General features: G+C 69.8%; 18 protein-coding genes. 11 read left to right on the plus strand and 7 right to left on the minus strand.

What is annotated here, in order from left to right:
* Positions 1–7: 7 nt before the first annotated feature.
* On the plus strand, positions 8–1,036 hold the full coding sequence (gene truD / locus F573_RS0109280; RefSeq protein WP_019022358.1) for a tRNA pseudouridine(13) synthase TruD: 1,029 nt from the start codon (positions 8–10) through the stop codon (positions 1,034–1,036).
* A 32-nt stretch (positions 1,037–1,068) separates the two neighbouring features.
* On the opposite strand, the gene F573_RS0109285 is transcribed toward truD, so the two are convergent.
* From F573_RS0109285 to F573_RS0109295, 3 genes are all read right to left on the minus strand, one after another.
* Positions 1,069–1,500, minus strand: a complete 432-nt coding sequence (locus F573_RS0109285) for a PAS sensor domain-containing protein (protein WP_018870567.1) — start codon at positions 1,498–1,500, stop codon at positions 1,069–1,071.
* 190 nt (positions 1,501–1,690) lie between these two features.
* Positions 1,691–2,314, minus strand: coding sequence for a DUF3365 domain-containing protein (locus F573_RS0109290; protein WP_026300873.1), 624 nt, complete (start codon positions 2,312–2,314; stop codon positions 1,691–1,693).
* Between the two features lie 209 nt (positions 2,315–2,523).
* The gene (locus F573_RS0109295; protein ID WP_019022360.1) at positions 2,524–3,072 is read right to left on the minus strand and encodes a Smr/MutS family protein; all 549 of its coding nucleotides are present in this window, start codon (positions 3,070–3,072) and stop codon (positions 2,524–2,526) included.
* Positions 3,073–3,175: 103 nt separating this feature from the next.
* On the opposite strand from F573_RS0109295, the gene surE reads away from it, so the two are divergent.
* Genes surE through rpoS form a run of 5 tightly spaced genes read left to right on the plus strand, consistent with a single transcriptional unit; the run spans position 3,176 to position 7,095 of the window.
* Positions 3,176–3,958, plus strand: a complete 783-nt coding sequence (surE, locus tag F573_RS0109300) for a 5'/3'-nucleotidase SurE (RefSeq protein ID WP_019022361.1) — start codon at positions 3,176–3,178, stop codon at positions 3,956–3,958.
* On the plus strand, positions 3,952–4,617 hold the full coding sequence (locus tag F573_RS0109305; RefSeq protein ID WP_018947694.1) for a protein-L-isoaspartate(D-aspartate) O-methyltransferase: 666 nt from the start codon (positions 3,952–3,954) through the stop codon (positions 4,615–4,617). Before surE ends, F573_RS0109305 begins: the two co-directional genes overlap by 7 nt.
* 24 nt (positions 4,618–4,641) lie before the next feature.
* The gene (locus F573_RS0109310; RefSeq protein WP_019022362.1) at positions 4,642–5,229 is read left to right on the plus strand and encodes a YqaA family protein; all 588 of its coding nucleotides are present in this window, start codon (positions 4,642–4,644) and stop codon (positions 5,227–5,229) included.
* A 2-nt stretch (positions 5,230–5,231) separates the two neighbouring features.
* Entirely contained in the window at positions 5,232–6,011 is a 780-nt protein-coding gene (locus tag F573_RS0109315; protein WP_019022363.1) for a peptidoglycan DD-metalloendopeptidase family protein, read from the plus strand.
* Between the two features lie 28 nt (positions 6,012–6,039).
* Positions 6,040–7,095 carry an RNA polymerase sigma factor RpoS gene (rpoS, locus tag F573_RS0109320; protein WP_019022364.1) on the plus strand — a complete coding sequence of 352 codons (1,056 nt, stop codon included), beginning with the start codon at positions 6,040–6,042 and terminating at the stop codon, positions 7,093–7,095.
* A gap of 36 nt (positions 7,096–7,131) precedes the next feature.
* On the opposite strand, the gene F573_RS0109325 is transcribed toward rpoS, so the two are convergent.
* The 3 genes from F573_RS0109325 to F573_RS0109335 are packed head-to-tail and all read right to left on the minus strand — an operon-like array spanning position 7,132 to position 9,083.
* Positions 7,132–7,530: an Mth938-like domain-containing protein gene (locus F573_RS0109325; protein ID WP_019022365.1), complete on the minus strand. Its 399-nt coding sequence runs from the start codon at positions 7,528–7,530 to the stop codon at positions 7,132–7,134.
* A 57-nt stretch (positions 7,531–7,587) separates the two neighbouring features.
* Positions 7,588–7,941, minus strand: a complete 354-nt coding sequence (locus tag F573_RS0109330) for a hypothetical protein (RefSeq protein ID WP_019022366.1) — start codon at positions 7,939–7,941, stop codon at positions 7,588–7,590.
* Between the two features lie 14 nt (positions 7,942–7,955).
* Complete coding sequence (locus F573_RS0109335; protein ID WP_019022367.1) at positions 7,956–9,083, minus strand: metal-dependent hydrolase; 1,128 nt, start codon at positions 9,081–9,083, stop codon at positions 7,956–7,958.
* 45 nt (positions 9,084–9,128) lie between these two features.
* Between F573_RS0109335 and F573_RS0109340 the strand changes: the two genes are divergently transcribed.
* Complete coding sequence (locus F573_RS0109340) at positions 9,129–12,851, plus strand: hydantoinase B/oxoprolinase family protein (protein ID WP_019022368.1); 3,723 nt, start codon at positions 9,129–9,131, stop codon at positions 12,849–12,851.
* 35 nt (positions 12,852–12,886) lie between these two features.
* Here the strand turns inward: F573_RS0109340 and F573_RS0109345 are convergent, their stop codons facing one another.
* Complete coding sequence (locus F573_RS0109345; RefSeq protein ID WP_019022369.1) at positions 12,887–15,280, minus strand: DUF1631 family protein; 2,394 nt, start codon at positions 15,278–15,280, stop codon at positions 12,887–12,889.
* Between the two features lie 195 nt (positions 15,281–15,475).
* On the opposite strand from F573_RS0109345, the gene F573_RS0109350 reads away from it, so the two are divergent.
* The 4 genes from F573_RS0109350 (at position 15,476) to minD (ending at position 19,025) form a co-directional block, all read left to right on the plus strand.
* A complete protein-coding gene (locus tag F573_RS0109350) occupies positions 15,476–16,525 on the plus strand; it encodes a cyclopropane-fatty-acyl-phospholipid synthase family protein (protein ID WP_019022370.1) in 1,050 nt (349 codons plus the stop codon).
* On the plus strand, positions 16,522–17,298 hold the full coding sequence (locus F573_RS0109355; protein ID WP_019022371.1) for a DUF1295 domain-containing protein: 777 nt from the start codon (positions 16,522–16,524) through the stop codon (positions 17,296–17,298). Before F573_RS0109350 ends, F573_RS0109355 begins: the two co-directional genes overlap by 4 nt.
* A 101-nt stretch (positions 17,299–17,399) precedes the next feature.
* Positions 17,400–18,173: a septum site-determining protein MinC gene (gene minC, locus F573_RS0109360; RefSeq protein WP_051075379.1), complete on the plus strand. Its 774-nt coding sequence runs from the start codon at positions 17,400–17,402 to the stop codon at positions 18,171–18,173.
* Between the two features lie 42 nt (positions 18,174–18,215).
* Positions 18,216–19,025, plus strand: coding sequence for a septum site-determining protein MinD (minD, locus tag F573_RS0109365; RefSeq protein WP_019022373.1), 810 nt, complete (start codon positions 18,216–18,218; stop codon positions 19,023–19,025).
* The last annotated feature ends 2 nt before the right edge of the window (positions 19,026–19,027 follow it).

The raw sequence follows: 19,027 nt of genomic DNA on the forward strand, positions 1-19,027 counted from the left end.
TGCCCCGGTGTGGCCCTGGGAGCCCCCGCTACAGGGCCGGCTGAAGGCGAGTGCGGAGGATTTCCGGGTGGAGGAGCTTCCGGCCACCCTGCCGGACGGCACGGGCGAACACCTGTGGCTGGAGATCGAAAAGCGCGGTTTGAACACCGAGGACGTGGCCGTGTGGATCGCGCGGTCCGCGGGTGTGGGGCGCGGCGCGGTCAGCTACGCCGGGCGCAAGGATCGTCATGCCGTGACCCGGCAGTGGTTCAGCGTGGCCTGCGCGCCGGAAGTCGATCCGGGGTCATGGACGGTGCCGGAACCCGGCGAGGCGATCGCCGCGGACGCCTGGCTGCGCATCTGCCGCCACGACCGGCATGCGCGCAAGCTGCGCACCGGGCACCTGGCGGGTAATCGCTTCACCCTGCGCCTGCGCGAGCTGGAGGGCGATGGCGACATGGCCGAGCAGGTCCTGGAACGGATCCGCGCCGGCGGCGTGCCGGCGTATTTCGGCGAACAGCGCTTCGGGCATGCCAACCGCGAGCGGGCGTACGCCTGGCTGGGCGGCGGTCGGCGTCCGCGCGGGCGCAATCAGCGCAGCCTGCTGCTGTCCGCGGCGCGCGCGGAACTGTTCAACGCGGTACTGGCCGAGCGCGTGCGCCGTGGCGACTGGGACCGCATCCTGCCGGGCGAGCGGGTCAACCTCGACGGCAGCGGCAGCGTGTTCACCGCGGATACGGTGGATGCGGAGCTGGAGGCGCGCGCCGCGCGGCTCGACGTGCATCCCACCGGGCCGCTGTGGGGGCGCGGGGATCCGGGCACCGGGGGCGAGGTGCGCGAGCTGGAAGATGCGGTGGCCGCGCAGCACGAGGTGCTGGCCCGTGGCCTGGAGGCCGAGGGTCTGAAGGCCGCGCGCCGGGCGTTGCGTCTGGTGCCGCGATCCATGGGGTGGGAATGGGAGACATCGCGGGTGCTGCGTCTGCAGCTGGAACTGGGCCCGGGGGAATACGCCACGAGTGTGGTGGAGGCCCTGATGCGCACGTCGGCCGGGGAGTGACCCCCGGGGCACCGCGCGGGGTTGCTGGCGGGTCAGCCGGAGCCGGCCAGCTGACGCTCCGCACGTTCGGCGCGTTCTTCGGCCTCGACGCGCGCGGTGATGTCCTTCTGGATCCCGATGTAGTAGGTCAGCCGGTCTTCGTCGTTGAAGATGGGCGTCAGCGACAGCTCGTTCCAGAACAGCGAGCCATCCTTGCGATAGTTGCGCAGGGTCACGCGGCAGGGGCGATCCTCGTCCAGCGCGGCGCGGATTTCGCGCACGGCATCCTGGTCGCTGTCGTCGTTCTGCAGAAAACGGCAATCGCGGTAGAGGATCTCCTCGGAACGATACCCGGTGAGCTCCTCGAACGCGCGATTCACGTAGATCAGGATATTGTCGTTGCCTTCGCGTTCGGCAATCACCACCCCGTCGTTGGAGGCGTCGACCGCGAGGGCGAGCAGCTCGGCATCAATGGTTCGCGTCATGTCTTCGGTTCGATAGGTTCCATCCGTCAACTTTACAGATTGTCATAAAGCCGCTTGACTGTCCCTTTGTCCCTGCCGGAATTCGGTTTGTTCAATCGTCCTGCCGGGGGGCTGTTGGAGTAGAGCGCAAAAAGAAAGGGCCGCACCATCGCTGATGCGGCCCTTCTCGTATCGCCATTGCCGGAGAGCGTTACATCTCCTGGGTGATGGTGAATGCCCCGCGCACCTGCCCGGCCTGGTAGCCGGTGGCCTCGTCTTCCGGATAGAGACGTTCCAGCGCGTGCTTGATGTCGGAATCGATGTCCTCGCCGTGGCAGGCCAGGCACTGGCCGCCGGTCGGGATCGCTGCCATGAACCGGAACCGCGCGCCATCCTCGGTCTGGATCACTTCGTGCGTCGGGGCGACTTCGTCGGCCGGGGTGCCGGCAACGACTTCGGCGTCAAAGCTTTCCAGCACCGCGCGCTCCCACTCGTCCGGGGCGTTGTCGGGGTTGCGCAGCTTGAGGCTGGTGCGCCCGACGTCCCAGCCGGTGTCGGCGGAGATGTCCGCGGCGATCTCCGGGGCCACCTCGTTGCAGACCTGGATGGCCTCGGTGGGGCCGCCGGTTTCCATCGCGCTCATCAGTTCGCCCTGCAGGGTGCTGGCGAATTGCTGGATGGCCTCACGGCTCTCCATGGCGCGCTGTTCGATTTCCTCTTCGCTGACCTCGGTGGCTGCCGGTTCTTCGGCGGTCGTGGTCGCCTCGTTGTTGGAGCAGCCTGCGGCGAGGGCCGCGATGCCGAGGGCGATGGGGGCAAGTTTCCAGTGATTCATGAGCAGGACCTCTTCGTCGCAGTTTCCGTTGCCTTTGGATGCATTCATTGTACAAGGCTTGTACAGGATGGTCTCGCAGCCGGTGCGGGATTGCAACCCGGGCGGCATGCGGCTGCGGCAATCCGCTGATAACGGTCAAGGTAACTCTGGACTTGATCTAAATCAACACGCCGTTCAGTGCTAATGTTCGGCGGCGATACCGGTGTCACTCAGGACGAATCCCGGCGTTTCTTGAGCAGGACGTATACGGCGCCGGTGCCACCGTCGGCCGGACGTGCCGAACAGAACGCGAGCACGTCGTCGCGCTGGCGCAGCCAGTGGTCGGTCAGCCCCTTGAGGACCGGGCCCCGCGGACTCGAGCGCTGGCCCTTGCCGTGGATGATGCGCACGCACAGGCGGTCATCCGCGCGTGCCTCGTCGATGAAACCGGCCACCGCCTGGCGTGCCTCGTCGGCGAACAGGCCGTGCAGGTCCAGTTCGTCCTGAATCCGGTAATGGCCGCCGCGCAGCTTGCGGAACACCCGCTGGCTGATGCCCGCGCGGCTGAAACGCAGCTCGTCGCCGGGCTGGAGGTCGCCGAATTCCAGCGGGTCGCTCATCCAGTCGCGCCGGGCCTGTTCCTCGTCGCGGTCGCGCTGGGCCGCGCGGGCGGGCGGGCGCGGCGTATCCTTCTCCGCGCGGTCGCTGTGAATCCGGCGTACCGGGCCCACCGCACGCAGAAACTCGTCGAAATCGCTGGGACCGTCCCCGGAATTCATGGCAGCATACTCGCTTTCCGAGGCTCCGGAACAGGCAGGAAACTGCATGTCCCGAAGCCGTTTCCAGTATATTGAAGACCCTTTCAAAGCCTCCGGCTCCCGAATGCGCATTCTGGTCAGTAACGACGATGGAATCCATGCCCCCGGCATCCAGTGCCTGGCCGGCCACCTGCGAACGGTGGCCGAGGTCCGGGTAGTGGCACCGGACCGCGACCGCAGCGGCGCCAGCAACAGTCTGACGCTGGTGCGGCCGCTGCACGCCCGATCGGTGGGCGACGCCGGTGTGCAGGTCGATGGTACACCCACCGACTGCGTGCATCTGGCGCTGACGGGGTTGCTGGAGGAGGAGCCGGATCTGGTGATCTCCGGCATCAATGCCGGGGCCAACATGGGCGATGACGTGCTGTACTCCGGCACCGTGGCCGCGGCCATGGAGGGTCGCTTCCTTGGCCTGCCCTCGATCGCGGTGTCGCTGGTGGGGAGCGACCTGCGGCATTACGACACCGCGGCGCGCGTGGTGCTGGATCTGTTGGATCGGCTGCGGCAGGTCCCGCTGCCGGCGGCGACCATCCTCAACGTGAACGTCCCGGATATTCCGTTCGATTCGATCCAGGGCGTGCAGACCACCCGCCTGGGGAACCGCCATCGCGCCGAACCCATGGTCGCCGACCAGGATCCGCGCGGGCGGGAGATCTACTGGGTGGGTCCGGCAGGGCCGGAGCAGGACGCCGGTCCCGGGACCGATTTTCATGCCGTGCGCGAGGGCTATGTCTCGATCACGCCGATCCAGGTGGATCTCACTCGTTACGACGCGATCGACACCGTCGGGCGCTGGCTGGAGGGTGCCGCGCCGGGGGATCACCACCAGGGAGGTACACCATGGTGAGCGACGCCTCCGGTGCCGGGCTGACCTCGGGACGGGCGCGCGACCGCCTGGTCCGGATCCTGGAACAGCAGGGAATCCGCGATCCGCGGGTGCTGGAGGCCATCCGCAGCACGCCCCGGCATCTGTTCGTGGAGGAGGCGCTGAGCCATCGCGCCTACGAGAACATCGCACTGCCCATCGGACACCGCCAGACCATCTCCCAGCCGTTCATCGTCGCCCGCATGACCGAGGCCCTGCTGGAGGGCGGGCCGGTGAGTACCGTGCTCGAGATCGGCACGGGGTCCGGTTATCAGGCGGCGGTGCTGGCGCAGATCGTCGACCGGGTGTACTCGATCGAGCGGATTCAGGCGCTGACCCGCAGCGCGCGCGAGCTGCTCAGCCGGCTCGGCATCAACAACGTGAATCTGCGCCACGGGGACGGGGCGGAGGGCTGGCCCGAGCGCGCACCGTATGACGGGATCATTCTCACCGCGGCTCCGCGCGAGGTGCCCGAGACCCTGCTGACCCAGCTGGCTCCCGGCGGGCGTCTGGTGGCCCCGGTAGAGAGCGCGGACGGCCGTCAGCATCTGGTCCGCTATACGCGCACCGAGGATGCGTTCGTCCGGGACGTCCTCGACGGGGTGATGTTCGTGCCCATGCTCCCGGGTGCGGAGCAGTAGCGACGTGTCCGGAATCGCGCCGCGATGAAACTGTTCGAGCCGGTCTACGATCGGGTGATGGGATGGTCCCGTCACCGCTATGCGCCCCGCTACCTGGCCGGTCTCTCCCTGGTGGAATCGTTCGTGCTGCCGTTCCCCCCGCCGGACGTCATGCTTGCGCCCATGGCGGCCGCGTCGCCGGCGCGGGCCTGGTATCTGGCCGCCCTGACCACGGTTGCCTCGGTGATCGGCGGGGTGCTGGGTTACCTCGCCGGCTGGCTGGCGTTCGAGTCGCTGGGGCCGTGGCTGCGGGACATCGGCTACGCCGCGGAGCTCGCGCAGGCCGAGGACTGGTTCGCCACCTGGGGGGTGTGGGTGGTGCTGGTGGCGGGGTTCTCGCCGCTTCCCTACAAGCTCTTCACCATCACCGCCGGGGCCCTGGCCATGGCGTGGCTGCCGTTCGTGCTCGCCTCGCTGCTGGGGCGCGGTGCGCGTTTCTTTCTGGTGGCCCTGTTCATGGCCTGGGCGGGGCCGCGCGCCGAGCGCCATCTGCGCCCCTACATGGAACGCATCGGCTGGGCCGGGATCGGCGTGCTCGTGGTGGCCATCGCGGTGTATCTGGCCCTGGAGTGAGCATGCACGAGAGGGTGCTGCGCGGCCTGATTTTCGTGTTGCTGGCGGCCCTGCTGGTGGCGGCCGTGAGCGGATGTGCGCTGCGCACGCCGGGCGATTCCCGGGTTCCCGATACGCATACCGTGTCGCGCGGTGAAACCTTGTACAGCATTGCCAGCCGCTACGGGCTGGAGTGGCGGGCGGTGGCACGACGCAACGCGATCGGTGCGCCCTATGTCATTCATCCCGGCCAGCGCCTGCGCCTGACCGGTCCGGCGCGTTCGTCGCCGCCCCCGGTGCCATCGCGCGAAACGGCGAGCGGATCCGGGGCTTCATCGAGCGAGCGGGGGCGCCCTTCCGGCACCGGTGACGAGCCTGCGTCCGCCCCGGAACCCGAGCCGGAACCCGAGCCGCGGCCGGCCCCGAGCGGTGACGGCGAATGGGTGTGGCCGGCCGATGGTGACGTGGTGCGTGCCTTCTCCGACAGCTCCAGCACCCGACGAGGGCTGGGTATCGGTGGCGAGCGGGGGGATCCGGTGCGGGCGGCGCGCAGCGGCGAGGTCGTCTATGCAGGTGGCGGTCTGGTGGGGTATGGTCGTCTGATCATCGTGCGTCACGACGAGCGTTTGCTGTCGGCCTACGGACACAACGACGAGCTGCTGGTCGAAGAAGGCGACACGGTGGAAGGCGGCGATCCGATCGCGCGCCTGGGTGCATCGGGGACGGACCGGCCGATGTTGCATTTCGAGATCCGCGTGGACGGCTCGCCGGTTGACCCGGCGGGCTACCTTCCGGATCGTTGAACCGAGCAATTGACTGGCAGGATCACGCATGAGCGACCCCCGGCACCCGGCCGATCTCGACGGCCGTGAAGGCGAGGATCCGGAATCTCCTCTGGAGGAGCCGGCATTGCATGAACCGGCGGAAGAAGAGCGGGTCGAGGACGACGTAGCCCCTCTGGAAGAAGAAGCCCCCGACCCGGTCGAGGCGGGAACGCCCGAGGAGGAGGTTCCGGTGCGTCCGCGCACCCTGCGCGATGCGCGCCCCGCGGAGCTGGACGCCATCCAGCTCTACCTGCGCGACATCGAGTTCCGCCCCCTGCTGACGCCGGACGAGGAACGGCATTACGCGCGTCTGGCACGCCAGGGAGACGAGGCCGGCCGGCGGCGCATGATCGAATGCAACCTGCGTCTGGTGGTGAAGATCGCCCGGCGCTATCTCAATCGCGGTCTGCCGCTGCTGGACCTGATCGAGGAGGGCAACCTCGGGCTGATGCATGCGGTGGAGAAATTCGATCCCGAGCGCGGTTTCCGCTTTTCCACCTATGCCACCTGGTGGATCCGTCAGACCATCGAACGCGCCCTGATGAACCAGGGGCGCACCATCCGCATCCCGGTGCATGTGTCCAAGGAACTGCGTACCCATACGCGGGTGGCGCGCGAACTGACCCAGGAGCTGGGGCGCGACCCCAGTGAAGAGGAACTGGCCGCGCGCCTGGAAAAGCCGGTGGCCGAGATCCAGAAACTGCGGGCGATGTCCGAACCCTCGACCTCCATGGACCTGCCGCCGGGGCCGGATGGTGATCGCTCATTGACCGACATCCTCGCCGACGTGAATGCGGTGGAACCCTCGTCCATCCTCGAGGATCAGGACATCCAGGATCTGGTGGAGGAATGGCTGGGTCAGCTCGACGAGAAGCAGCGCGAGGTACTGGTGCGCCGTTTCGGTCTGCACGGCTTCGAGCGCTCCACGCTGGAGAAGGTCGGCGCGGAGATCGGGGTCACGCGCGAACGCGTGCGCCAGATCCAGATGGATGCGCTCAAGCGACTGCGGAGGCTGCTGGAATCGCGCGGGATGAAGGGTGACGAGGTGCTTCCCGGGTCCTGAGTGCCGCCGGGCTCCCGAGCCCGGTTGGGCATCGACTCAATCGCCGGCGGAGGCTTCTGCCGGTTCTACGATCAATGCTGCGGCCACGTCGCGCCCTTCGGCCATGATCAGGTTGTAGGTGCGGCAGGCCGCCGCAGTGTCCATGATCTCCACCCCCAGCTCGCGCCGCTGCAGTTCGCGGCGCAGCTCGCGCGGCGGAAAGCGGCTGACCTCGCCGGTGCCGATCAGCAGGACCTCCGGGGGGTCTTCCAGGACCGGGCCCAGTGCCGCCAGGTCCAGTTCGCCGGCCGCGCGCACTGGCCAGTCCGCATGCAGCGAGCGCGGCCGCACGATCAGACTGGCGTGATAGCCGACATCGTTGATTCCGATCGCACCCGGGGCATGCCCGGTGATGCGATAGGTGACGCCGTCGGAGGTGAGTTCGGAGAACAGCATGATCCAGACGCTACCCCGTGGCGGCGCCGGGCTCAAGAGGCGGTGTCGGGGCAGGGGTCAGCGGCGCGGCCGGAAACCCGGCGGGCGCTCGGCGATCCAGTCCACGAAGCGCCGGATGGCAGGTTCGGCCAGCAGGGCCTCGCGAGTGTTCAGACGTTCGGCGAGCGTCTGTTCGTCGAACTGGCGGTGGATGTGTTCGTGGCACGGGCGGCAAACCTGCAGCAGGCGGCCCTCGCGTTCGGCTCGCGGGAACCGGCGGCGGATGCGCCGACGCCGGTGCTGCTTGCGCGGGATCAGGTGGTGCCGGGTCAGGTGTTCGTGTCGCCCGCACAGCTCGCAGATCCCGCTGGTCGGGGCCTCCGGGGGCGTGCCGGGCGCGTGTCCACCATGGCGGTCTCCGGGTGGGCACATGGATCGGCGTTTCTCTACAGGCGCGGCCGGATCGGATCGCCGGGGTGGGCACCGGGGAGGCCCATGCGCATGCGACAGCGCGGCGGCGGATTGGTCACGAAGTACTCCGGCCCGGCCAGATCGCCCATGCAGCCAATGCGATCGGGCTGGAAGGCGCGCCGCGCCAGCGCGTGCAGGGCGTCGTCCAGCGGCCCTTCCTCGCGCACCCGTTCGCTGCTGATCGGCTGCCATTCACCGTTTTCGCGTTCGGCGATGGCGAAGCCGAAGGGGAAGTAGCCGGGGCCGCCCAGGCGGATATCGGTGGCGACCAGGCACGGCGGACGGTCCTCGTCGTACTGCGCGTGAAAGCGCAGGAACGGGCCGCTGAACTCGCGCAGGCGCCGGCCGTCTTCGAGTTCCATGGCGGCTTCTTCGAGTCCGTGCGGGTCGCGGCGGAAGGTCTCGAAATCGGGACGGATCGGCTGGTCGAAGATCCCGACCCAGGCTTCGTGGAAGTGGTTGCCGTCGAGCACCGTGACCCGCCACACGAGCATGTTGAACGGGGTGGGCTGGACCAGCCGGGGCTGGTCCTCCAGCCCGGCCTGGGCCAGCGCGGGCTGGATGTGGCGGTCCAGCCAAGCCTGCAGGGCCAGGCCGCTGCCGGCGTAGGCGGTGGAAAGCACCAGCCCGGCCACCAGCGCCCGCGGCGCGAAGCGCCAGAAGGCCGCGACGATCACCCCGATCAGCAGCGGCAGGGTGTACAGCGGGTCGATCACGAAGATCGAGGCCGTCCCCACCGGGTCGACTGGCAGCGGCCAGAGGATCTGGGTGCCGTAGGTGGTCAGGGCATCGAGCAGGACATGCGTGATCAGCACCAGGGCGAAGAACCACCACCAGCGGGCAAAGCCGATGTCGCGGGTTGTCGGGGTCCGCGACAGCACCCCGGCGGCCGCCGCCGAGAATAACAGCAGCACCGGGATCGAATGGCTGAAACCCCGGTGCAGGGTGAAATCGGAAACCGCATCACCGTAAGCTATGAGGATGTCGAGATCCGGAATCAGGGCGACCAGCGCGCCGAGTACCAGGGCCTTGCGGCCCAGCCGTGAACCGAGGACGAGGCCGCCGATGGCGGCACCGAGACTGGCGTGGGTGACGGGATCCATGGGGGTCTGCGTTTCCCTGCGATGCGTGGGTGGGGTCGGGGCGCAATGATGGCGGGCGGCGACGATCACGCACAAGCCCGCGGCCGGCACGCGGATACGCGGGCCTGGGATTTCTGGATCGACCGCGGTGGCACCTTCACCGACATCGTGGCGCGCGATCCGGACGGGCGGCTGCATTCGCACAAGCTGCTGTCGGAGCACCCCGAGGCCTATGCCGACGCGGCGGTGCAGGGCATCCGCGATCTCCTCGGGCTCGCGCCGGGCGAACCGGTGCCGGCGGCGCGCATTCATGAGGTGCGCATGGGCACCACGGTGGCCACCAACGCCCTGCTGGAAGGCAAGGGCGAGCCGGTGGTGCTGGTGATCACCGCGGGCCTGGAGGACGCGCTGCGCATCGGGCATCAGGCGCGCCCGGAGCTGTTCGCGCGCGACATCCGCCTGCCGGTCCCGGTGTACGACCGGGTGGAACCGGTGGACGAGCGCGTGGATGCCGCCGGGCGGGTGCTGCGCGCGCCCGATCTGGACGCCCTGCGGTCGCGCCTGCAGGCGGCGCGGGCGGAGGGCTATCGCGCGCTGGCGGTGGCCTGCGTGCACGGCTACCGCTTCCCGGCGCACGAGCAGGCGGTGGCCGAGCTGGCGCGCGAGCTGGGCTTCGAGGAGGTGGTCGCCAGCCACGAGGTCAGCGGCCTGATCAAGCTGGTGCCGCGCGGCGAGACCGCGGTGGTGGACGCCTTTCTGTCGCCGGTGCTGCGACGCTACGTACGACAGGTGACCGCCGAGCTGGGGACGGTGCCGCTGCGCTTCATGCAGTCCTCCGGCGGACTGGTGGATGGCGAGCGCTTTCGCGGGCGCGATGCGGTGCTGTCCGGCCCGGCCGGGGGCATCGTCGGCGCGCTGCGCACCGCGGCTCCGCTGGGCTTCCAGCGCCTGATCACCTTCGACATGGGCGGGACCTCCACCGACGTGGCGCACCTGGCGGGCGAGCTGGAGCGGCGTCAGGAGAGCGAGGTGGCCGGGGTCCGCCTGCGCGTACCGATGCTCGACATCCACACCGTGGCGGCCGGCGGCGGGTCGATCTGCCGGTTCGACGGCATGCGCCTGCGCGTGGGGCCGGAGTCGGCCGGGGCGCAGCCGGGTCCGGCGGCGTACGGTCAGGGCGGTCCGCTGACGGTCACCGACTGCAACCTGCAGCTGGGACGCCTGCGGCCCGAGTATTTCCCGGCGGTGTTCGGGCCGGATCGCGACCGGCCGCTGGATGCCGGGGCGGTGGCGGAGGGCTTTGCCGCGCTGGCGGCCGAGGTGGGGGCGACCCAGGACGAGACGCCGTCGCCCGAGGCGCTGGCCGAAGGCCTGCTGGAGATCGCGGTGGAACACATGGCGCGCGCGATCAAGACGATTTCGGTGCAGCGCGGGCACGACGTCGGCGGTTATGCGCTGGTCTGCTTCGGCGGGGCCGGCGGGCAGCATGCCTGCCGGGTCGCCGAGCGTCTGGGCATGCGGCACGTGCTGCTGCATCCGCTGGGCGGGGTGCTGTCGGCCTTCGGCATGGGCCTGGCCGAGCTGCGGGCGCTGCACGAGGCGAGCCTGGAATGTCCGCTGGACGGCGATGGCGTGGTGCGGCTGGAGGCGGCGCTGGGCGAGCTGGAGGCTCGGGCCCGGGACGAGCTGACCGGGCAGGGCGTCGAGCCCGCGCAGCTGCGACTGCATCGGCGGATCCAGCTGCGGGTGGAGGGCTCGGATTCGCCCCTGGAGGTGGAGGCCGGGAGCCCGGAGGCAATGCAGCATGCGTTTGCCGAGGTCTGGCGCCGGCGTTACGGCTTCGCCCCGCCGGACCGGCGGCTGGTGGTGGCGGTGGCCGCGGTGGAGGCCGTGGGGCCGGGGGCGGAACACCCCGCGGAAGCGGCGGGCGCCGCCGCGGATGACGAGGCCGCGGCGGGCGAAGCGGAATGCGCGGAACGGGTGTCGATGTTCACCGCAGGGCAGTGGTGCGAGGTGCCGCTGTACCGCCGCGAGGCCCTGAGCCCCGGCATGCGTCTGGAGGGCCCGGCGATCGTGATCGAGGCCACCGGCACGGTGATCCTGGAGCCGGACTGGCGGGGCCGCATGGCCGCGGACGGCACGCTGGTGCTGGAGCACGACCCCGCCGCGGGGGCGCGTGATCGCAAGCGGAGCGAGGATCCGCAGCGTCGCGACCCGGTGCGGCTGGAGGTCTTCAACAACCGCTTCATGGCGATCGCCGACCAGATGGGCTTCACCCTGCAGAACACCGCCCATTCGGTGAACATCAAGGAGCGCCTGGATTTTTCCTGCGCGCTGTTCGACGGGGCCGGCCGGCTGGTGGCCAATGCGCCGCACATGCCGGTGCATCTGGGCTCCATGGGGGCCAGCGTGCGCGCGATCGTGGCAGCCTTCGGCGACGACCTGCGTCCGGGCGACACCTACGTGCTCAATGACCCGTTCAACGGCGGGACCCATCTGCCGGACATCACCGTGGTCACGCCGGTGTTCCTGGATGCCGCGGGCGGGGTCACCAGCGATCCGGCGACCCCGGCGGTGCTGCGGTACTTCGTGGCCTCGCGCGGGCATCACGCCGATGTCGGCGGGATCACGCCGGGATCGATGCCGGCGTTCTCTTCCACCCCGGAGGAGGAAGGCGTGCGCATCCCGCCGGTGCGGCTGGTGCGCGATGGCCAGTTCGATGGCGAAATCCTCCAGACGCTGCTGACGTCCGGTCCGTGGCCGGCGCGCAATCCGGCGCAGAACCGTGCCGATCTGGAGGCGCAGGTGGCGGCCAACCGGCGCGGTCTGGAGGAGCTGGATCGCCTGCTGGGCGAGAGCGGGCCGGCAATGGTGACTGCGAGCATGCAGCATGTGCAGGAGAACGCGGCTGCGGCAGTGCGGCGGCTGATCCCCGAACTGGAGCCCGGCCACTTTCGCTGTACGCTGGATAACGGGGCGGAGATCGTGGTGTCGGTGACCCCGGATCGGCCCGGATCGGCGGAGGATGCGCGGCTGGTGATCGATTTCGACGGGACCTCGGCCCAGCGCGCGGACAACTTCAACGCGCCGGTGTCCATCGTGCGCGCGGCGGTGCTGTACGTGCTGCGCTGCCTGCTGGACGACCCGGTGCCACTCAACGACGGCTGCCTGGATCCGGTGGAACTGCGGGTGCCGGAGGGCTGCATGCTCAACCCGGTGCCGCCGGCCGCGGTGGTGGCGGGCAACGTGGAGACCTCGCAGGCGGTGACCGACGCCCTGTTCGCGGCCCTGGGGGCGCAGGCGGCCGCGCAGGGGACGATGAACAACCTGACTTTCGGCAACGACCGTTACCAGTACTACGAGACCATCGCCGGGGGTGCCGGCGCGGGCTCCGGCCACCATGGCGCCAGCGCCGTGCAGACCCACATGACCAACTCGCGCCTGACCGACCCGGAGGTGCTGGAGAGCCGTTTTCCGGTGCGGGTGGAGCGCTTTGCGCTGCGCACGGGCTCGGGCGGCGCGGGGGCCTGGCGGGGTGGCGACGGGGTTATCCGCCGTCTGGGTTTCGACGAACCGATGGAGCTGACCCTGCTGGCCAATCGCCGCCGCGTGGCGCCGTTCGGCCTGTGCGGTGGTGGCGATGCGGCGGCGGGCGAGGACTGGCTGATCCGTGCAGACGGGCGCCGCGAGCGCCTGCAGGGCTGCGATCGGCGTGCGCTGGAAGCGGGCGATGCGGTGGAGATCCATACCCCGGGCGGCGGGGGATACGGGACCCCGCAGACCGAGTAGAGCCGGTCGTTCGGCGGGGCGGCCCGCGCGAGGCGTCAGCCGGTGGCGCCGGCCGATTCCCCCGTGCCCAGCTTCTGCTCCATCAGATGATCGAACAGGGATTCTTCCGGGATGATCTGTGCGCGCCCGGTGCGGAACTCCTGGGCCAGCCCCTGGAGGCTGTGCTGGCGCTTGCTGCGGCCGGCGGCATCGGTGAACAGGAAGCGCCCGGAGTGGGTGCCGCGCCAGACCAGCTTCATGCGCGTGACCCGGGTGCCGGCGGGCGAGGTGAACTGGATCCAGGTGCCCGATTCCAGGCTGTCGGCGGTGTCCACGTGCTCGTCGTCGTGGTCACGCATCAGTGACGGGTCGTCGTCCGGGAGGCGCGCTGCGGTGGCGAACGGGCTGGCCGCCGAGCGGCCCTCGCTGCGCCGGCTGCGTTCGCGAGTGCGCTCCGAGCCGGTTTTCCCGAAATCCTGATCGCGGGTGCTCGCGGCCTCCGAGGATCCGGTGCCGCCCGTTTCGTGAGCGGCCTCTCCGGTGCCCGGCTCTGCCGGCTCGGGGCGGGTGGGCTTGCGCCCGGCGGCCATCAGGTGGGCGCTGACCAGGTCCGACTTGATGCGGGCACGTTCCTCCGCCGACAGCGGAGCCCGGTCGAGATAGGCGCGGATACGGGCCAGCAGCGGCGCCGAGGACTTGAAGTCCGGGGCCTCGCGCATCAGCTGCAGCAGTTCCTCCAGCAGAGCCAGACCGGCGGGGGACTCCCGGCCGTCGTCTGCTTCCTGGCTGTCATCGGCGGCGGATGCGGCGGTGTCCGCAGGCTGTTCGCCGGGGGTGGCGGCCGGGGTCTCGTCGTCGGTCCCGTCCGTGGTGCCCGTTTCCGCGGCGCCGGCCGGGACGTCGGACGCCCGAGAGGATCCCGGACCGCCGTCCTGCACAGGGGCCGGCGCGGTGGCGGCGTCCGTACTGCCCTGCGATTCGGGGGCTGTCGCCACGCGGGCGGTCTCCTCCGCGGTGAGCAGCGGGACCCAGGCGTCCATCAGCTGCTGGCGGGCCTGGTCGGGCAGGCCGCGTCCGGCGGTTTCCACGGTCTGGTGGACGGTGGTCTCCATCTGCCAGGAGACCTCGATCCGGGTCTCCTCCTGTTCCGCCTCCCGACGTTCCTCGGCCGCCTCGGTTTCGATCTCGGATTCGACCTGCTCGAGATCCTCGCGCAGGGCCTGCAGCGCGCTGTGGTAGGCGTCGGCACTGTCGAGGCCGGCACCCCGCAGACGCTCGACGTGTTCCGCGACCAGCCGCGCCAGTGGCAGTTCGCGGGCGTCTTTGAGGTCGAGATCGGGGTCCACGCGCAGGGCGATATTGAGCAGCTGACCGGTCATCTGGCGTGCCGGGTGCTGCTTGTCGCGGAAGAAGCTGCTGTCGCGCATGGCTATGCGCACCAGAGGGAGCTGGAGGTCGGCCAGGGGTTCGCGCAGGGCCGGGTTGAGGTCGTCGCGCTTGAGGATCAGGTCGAACAGCCCCTGCAGCAGGTCCATGATGAACGGCTCCAGCGACTCGCGGCTGGGGGCGTTCTGGACCATGGTGGCCACCGCCAGGGTGCCCGGCATGCCCTGCGGCATCGCTCCGCCCTCGGCGGGCACCATGCCGCGTTCGCCGGCCGGGACGACGTAGCCGAACTGGCCCCAGTGGCCGGCGGGGGCGGCCGGTCCCGGCTCGTGCCGGGCCGTCGCGGTGGTCGCCGGGCCGGCGTGCGCTGGCGGCTCTTCTGTCCCGGCCCGGATGGCTCCGCCGCCGCCGGTGCTCCGCGTGCGCGCCACGGGACCCGTTTCGGGGACAGCCAGCCCCGCTTCGCCGAAGGCACGGAGCAGCGCCTGCATCTCCGGCTGCAGGTCGCGAACCACGTCGCGGTCGAACCAGTGCAGCAGCATCAGACAGTCTTCGGGGGGCAGGGGGACGGCTTCGACGGCCTGAAGGAAGGCATCCCCGAGGGCATGCGGATGCCAGGGGGCCGCCTCCGGGGATGCTGCGAGCCGGTAATCCCGCGTGAGCTGCTCCAGGGCGTCGATCTCTTCCGACATCACCGAGCGCGCCCCGGCGACTACCTTGCGCAGGGCGACTTCGCGTTCGGTGGCCTCCTGATCCATCACGCTCAGCTCGAGGCCGACATCGTCGGCGCCGGGGTCCGTGCCCGAGGGCGGCTGTGCCGGGGTCAGTCGTTCCGCCAGTCCGCTGCGGAACTGAACGAGCACGGATTGAGCCGCCATGCGAATCTGCCGCGACAGCATCATGTTCTGCTGCGCGCGCTGGGAATCGATCGCCTTCTCGGCCGAGTCCATCAGGCGGTCGTCGAGCTCGTTCATGAATGCGCGGTTCTTTTCCTCGAGCGAATCCATGAACGGGGTCCAGACGCGCTGCAGCAGCCGGGGCGGGATTCGGTAGGTCTGGGCCATGATCACGTGGAAATTGAGCGTTGGGTCTCACTCTATCACCGCTGTCGGGGGGCGAGGGGTGACCGGGGTCACGTCAAACCCGACGTCTGGCGGGGTTGTGATCGGCGGGTCGCGCGGAACCGGGTCGGCCGCAGTCGGTCCATGGTGTTGCGGACGGCGGGCCTGCGGCCCGGGCACCGGCAGACGGAGGGGACGATGGAACGACTGATTGACTGGGCCGAGCGCGGCTGGTTGCCGGATGCGGCCATCCGTGCCGGGATCCGGCATCTGCTGCGGCGGCGGCTGCGCGAGAGTGGCGGGTCGCCGGAGACCCTGCGTGCACGGCGCGAGGCGCTGGTACGGGCCATGCGGGAGGCGCCCGTCGCTCTGTCCACTGATACGGCCAACGAACAGCATTACGAGCTGCCGACCGAGTATTTCGAGGCGTGCCTGGGGCCGTGGATGAAGTATTCCTCCGGATGGTGGCCGGAAGGCGTGGAGGATCTGGCCGGAGCCGAGGCGGCGATGCTGCAGCTGACCACGGAGCGCGCCGGGCTGGCCGACGGCCAGCGGATCCTGGAACTGGGCTGCGGCTGGGGGTCGCTCTCGCTGTGGATGGCGGAACAGTTCCCGCGGGCCTCGATCCTGGCGGTGTCCAATTCGGCGACCCAGCGCGCGGCGATCGAGCACCGGCGCGATGCCCTCGGTCTGAGCAACCTGGAGGTGGTCACCGCCGACATGAACGATTTCAGTCCTCCGTACGGCGACTTCGACCGGGTGGTTTCCGTCGAGATGTTCGAACACATGCGCAACTGGCCGGAGCTGTTCCGTCGCATCCATGACTGGCTGCGGCCGGGCGGGTGGTTCTTCATGCATGTCTTCGCCCATCGCGACCGCGCCTATTTCTTCGAGACCGACGGTGACGCGGACTGGATGGCCCGGCACTTCTTTCGCGACGGGCTGATGCCGTCCGAGGATCTGGTGCATGAGTTTCAGGACCACCTGCGGGTGCGTCACCAGTGGCGGGTGGGCGGCGAACACTATGCGCGCAGTCTGAACGCCTGGCTGCAGCGTCAGGATGCCGCCCGCGAACGGCTGTTGCCGCTGTTCTCCCGGACGCCGGATGCGGCGGATGCGGCGCGGGTCTTCCAGCGCTGGCGGATGTTCTACATGGCCTGCGCCGAGCTGTTCGCCCGGGACGGCGGGGGTGAGTGGTTCGTCTCGCATACCCTGCTGGAACGCCCGCTGCGGGGGGACGCGGAATGAGCCTTTCGGTCGCTTTTCTTTGGGGGCTGCTGGCGGCGCTGGGTCTGATGACCCTGGTCTGGGGCGCGGCGATGCGTCGCCGCGACGCCAGCCTGGTGGATCGTTTCTGGGGTATCGGCTTCATCGTCGTCGGCGTCCTGTGGTGGGGGATGGCCGGGTTCCCGGCAGCGGGACTGTGGATGCTGGTGCCGGTGGTCCTGTGGGGCCTGCGCCTGTCGGCCTACATCACCTGGCGCAACTGGGGCCATGGCGAGGACGCGCGGTACACCGCGATGCGCGGAGAGCTGAGCGATGCGGCCTTCGCGCGCCGCAGCCTGGTCACGATCTTCGGTCTGCAGGGTGCACTGGTGGCGGTGATCGGCCTCCCGGTGCTGGCGGGGGTCAGTGCGCAGTCGATGCAGCCGCTGCTGCTGGCGGCGGGCCTCGCGGTATGGGCCTTCGGTTTCGTCTTCGAGACCGTGGCCGATCTGCAGATGGCCCGCTTCCGCGCCGATCCGCAGCGGCGTGGCGAGGTCATGGACCGGGGGCTGTGGCGCTACAGCCGGCATCCCAACTACTTCGGCGAGATCGTGGTATGGGTGGGCTATGGCCTGCTGGCGCTGGCCGCAGGCGGCTGGTGGGGTATCCCGTCGGCGGTTCTGATGATCGTTCTGATCCTGCGGGTATCCGGGGTGACGCTCCTCGAATCGCACCTGCACGAGACCCGCCCGGGTTATGCCGACTACGTTGCGCGGACCCCGGCGCTGATCCCGGGGCGCCCGCGCCGGCGGTGAATGGCGCGCAGGCTTGCCGGACCCGGGGCCGGCACGCTATAAATGCGCGATTCCGCCCCGTCCGGGGCGACGCCGACCATCCTCCGAACGTGGAACCGAGCATGAGCGCTTCCCCCAGCTCCGTCCAGGCCATGGAACTCAAGGGCCGCATGCTGCTGGTCTCGGTGCTGCGGGTGCACGACGCCGAGCCGCACAACCTCGGCCACATGCTCGCCGCGCGACGCGACGAGGCGCCCGATCTGATGCGCGACATGCCCATTGTGCTGGATCTGCAGCCGGTGGCGGATGCCGGGGACGCCGCGCTGCGCGCGGTTGTGCAGCAGGTGCGGGCCGCGGGCTTTCGCCTGATCGGGTTGCAGGACGGCGAGGCGGCGCAGGCGCTTGAAGCGGCGGATGCCGCCGGACTGCCGCCGCGTCTGGCCATGGGTGGCCGCGGCGGTTCCGGCGAAGTGGCCCTGGGCGAGGGCCGTGCGCGGCGGGAGGCCCCATCCGCGGAGGCCGGGGAGGAACGCGATTCCGCGGCGTCGGCGGCGCCGGTGGCGGTGCACAGCGCGACACGCGTGGTGGACCAGCCGGTGCGCTCGGGGCAGCAGGTCTACGCACGCGGCGGGGATCTGCTGGTGACGGCTCCGGTCTCCGCCGGTGCGGAGCTGCTGGCGGACGGCCACATCACCGTACTGGGGCCGTTGCGTGGCCGCGCCCTGGCCGGCGTGCGCGGGCTGGTGAGCGCGCGCATCTTCTGTCGCCGCCTGGAGGCCGAGCTGCTGTCGATCGGTGGACACTACCGGATTGCCGAAGACATCACGGAAGCCGAGCGCGGCGACAACCGGCTGGTGACACTGGCGGGCGAAAGCCTCAACATCACGGAGTCCTGAGCGGATTCCGCTTCCCTCGATTCTTAAGGAGACGCAGCCAACATGGCACGTATCGTAGTGGTGACTTCCGGCAAGGGGGGCGTGGGCAAGACCACGACCTCGGCCGCGATCGCGACCGGCCTGGCCCAGCGGGGCCACAGGACCGCAGTGATCGATTTCGATGTCGGTCTGCGCAATCTCGACCTGATCATGGGCTGCGAGCGGCGCGTGGTTTATGACTTCGTCAACGTGATCAACGGTGACGCGAACCTGAAACAGGCGCTGATCCGCGACAAGCGGGTGGAGAATCTGCACATCCTTCCGGCATCGCAGACCCGCGACAAGGAAGCGCTGACCGAGGATGGCGTAGAGCGCGTGCTCGGCGAGATGGCGGAAGAGTTCGATTACATCATCTGCGACAGCCCGGCCGGCATCGAGCGGGGTGCCCTGATGGCTGCCTATCATGCCGACGAGGCGGTGGTGGTCACCAATCCCGAGGTGTCCAGCGTGCGTGACTCGGACCGGATCCTGGGGATTCTCGCCTCCAAGACCCGCAAGGTGGAACAGGGCGGCGATCCGATGCCCGGGCGCCTGCTGCTGACCCGTTATTCCCCCGAGCGGGTGGAGCGCGGCGAGATGCTCAGCATCGAGGACGTGGGGGAGATCCTGGCGATCGACCTGCTGGGCGTGATTCCGGAATCCCAGGCGGTGCTGAATGCCTCCAATGCGGGGCAGCCGGTCATCCTCGACGCGGAGTCGGACGCCGGGCAGGCGTACGACGACGCCGTCGGCCGCTTCCTGGGCGAGGAGCGTCCGCTGCGTTTCGTGGACGTGCCGAAGCGGGGCTTCTTCGGCCGTTTGTTCGGAGGCTGAGT

The sequence above is a fragment of the Thioalkalivibrio sp. ALE23 genome, from assembly GCF_000378545.1.
Classification (GTDB): Bacteria; Pseudomonadota; Gammaproteobacteria; order Ectothiorhodospirales; family Ectothiorhodospiraceae; genus Thioalkalivibrio.

Coding starts and splice junctions, on each gene's coding strand:
- F573_RS0109285 (WP_018870567.1), bottom strand. CDS start 1,500: ATGACGCGAACCATTGATGCCGAGCTGCTCGCCCTCGCGGTCGACGCC.
- F573_RS0109290 (WP_026300873.1), bottom strand. CDS start 2,314: ATGAATCACTGGAAACTTGCCCCCATCGCCCTCGGCATCGCGGCCCTC.
- F573_RS0109295 (WP_019022360.1), bottom strand. CDS start 3,072: ATGAATTCCGGGGACGGTCCCAGCGATTTCGACGAGTTTCTGCGTGCG.
- surE (WP_019022361.1), top strand. CDS start 3,176: ATGCGCATTCTGGTCAGTAACGACGATGGAATCCATGCCCCCGGCATC.
- F573_RS0109305 (WP_018947694.1), top strand. CDS start 3,952: ATGGTGAGCGACGCCTCCGGTGCCGGGCTGACCTCGGGACGGGCGCGC.
- F573_RS0109310 (WP_019022362.1), top strand. CDS start 4,642: ATGAAACTGTTCGAGCCGGTCTACGATCGGGTGATGGGATGGTCCCGT.
- F573_RS0109315 (WP_019022363.1), top strand. CDS start 5,232: ATGCACGAGAGGGTGCTGCGCGGCCTGATTTTCGTGTTGCTGGCGGCC.
- rpoS (WP_019022364.1), top strand. CDS start 6,040: ATGAGCGACCCCCGGCACCCGGCCGATCTCGACGGCCGTGAAGGCGAG.
- F573_RS0109325 (WP_019022365.1), bottom strand. CDS start 7,530: ATGCTGTTCTCCGAACTCACCTCCGACGGCGTCACCTATCGCATCACC.
- F573_RS0109330 (WP_019022366.1), bottom strand. CDS start 7,941: ATGTGCCCACCCGGAGACCGCCATGGTGGACACGCGCCCGGCACGCCC.
- F573_RS0109335 (WP_019022367.1), bottom strand. CDS start 9,083: ATGGATCCCGTCACCCACGCCAGTCTCGGTGCCGCCATCGGCGGCCTC.
- F573_RS0109340 (WP_019022368.1), top strand. CDS start 9,129: ATGATGGCGGGCGGCGACGATCACGCACAAGCCCGCGGCCGGCACGCG.
- F573_RS0109345 (WP_019022369.1), bottom strand. CDS start 15,280: ATGGCCCAGACCTACCGAATCCCGCCCCGGCTGCTGCAGCGCGTCTGG.
- F573_RS0109350 (WP_019022370.1), top strand. CDS start 15,476: ATGGAACGACTGATTGACTGGGCCGAGCGCGGCTGGTTGCCGGATGCG.
- F573_RS0109355 (WP_019022371.1), top strand. CDS start 16,522: ATGAGCCTTTCGGTCGCTTTTCTTTGGGGGCTGCTGGCGGCGCTGGGT.
- minC (WP_051075379.1), top strand. CDS start 17,400: ATGAGCGCTTCCCCCAGCTCCGTCCAGGCCATGGAACTCAAGGGCCGC.
- minD (WP_019022373.1), top strand. CDS start 18,216: ATGGCACGTATCGTAGTGGTGACTTCCGGCAAGGGGGGCGTGGGCAAG.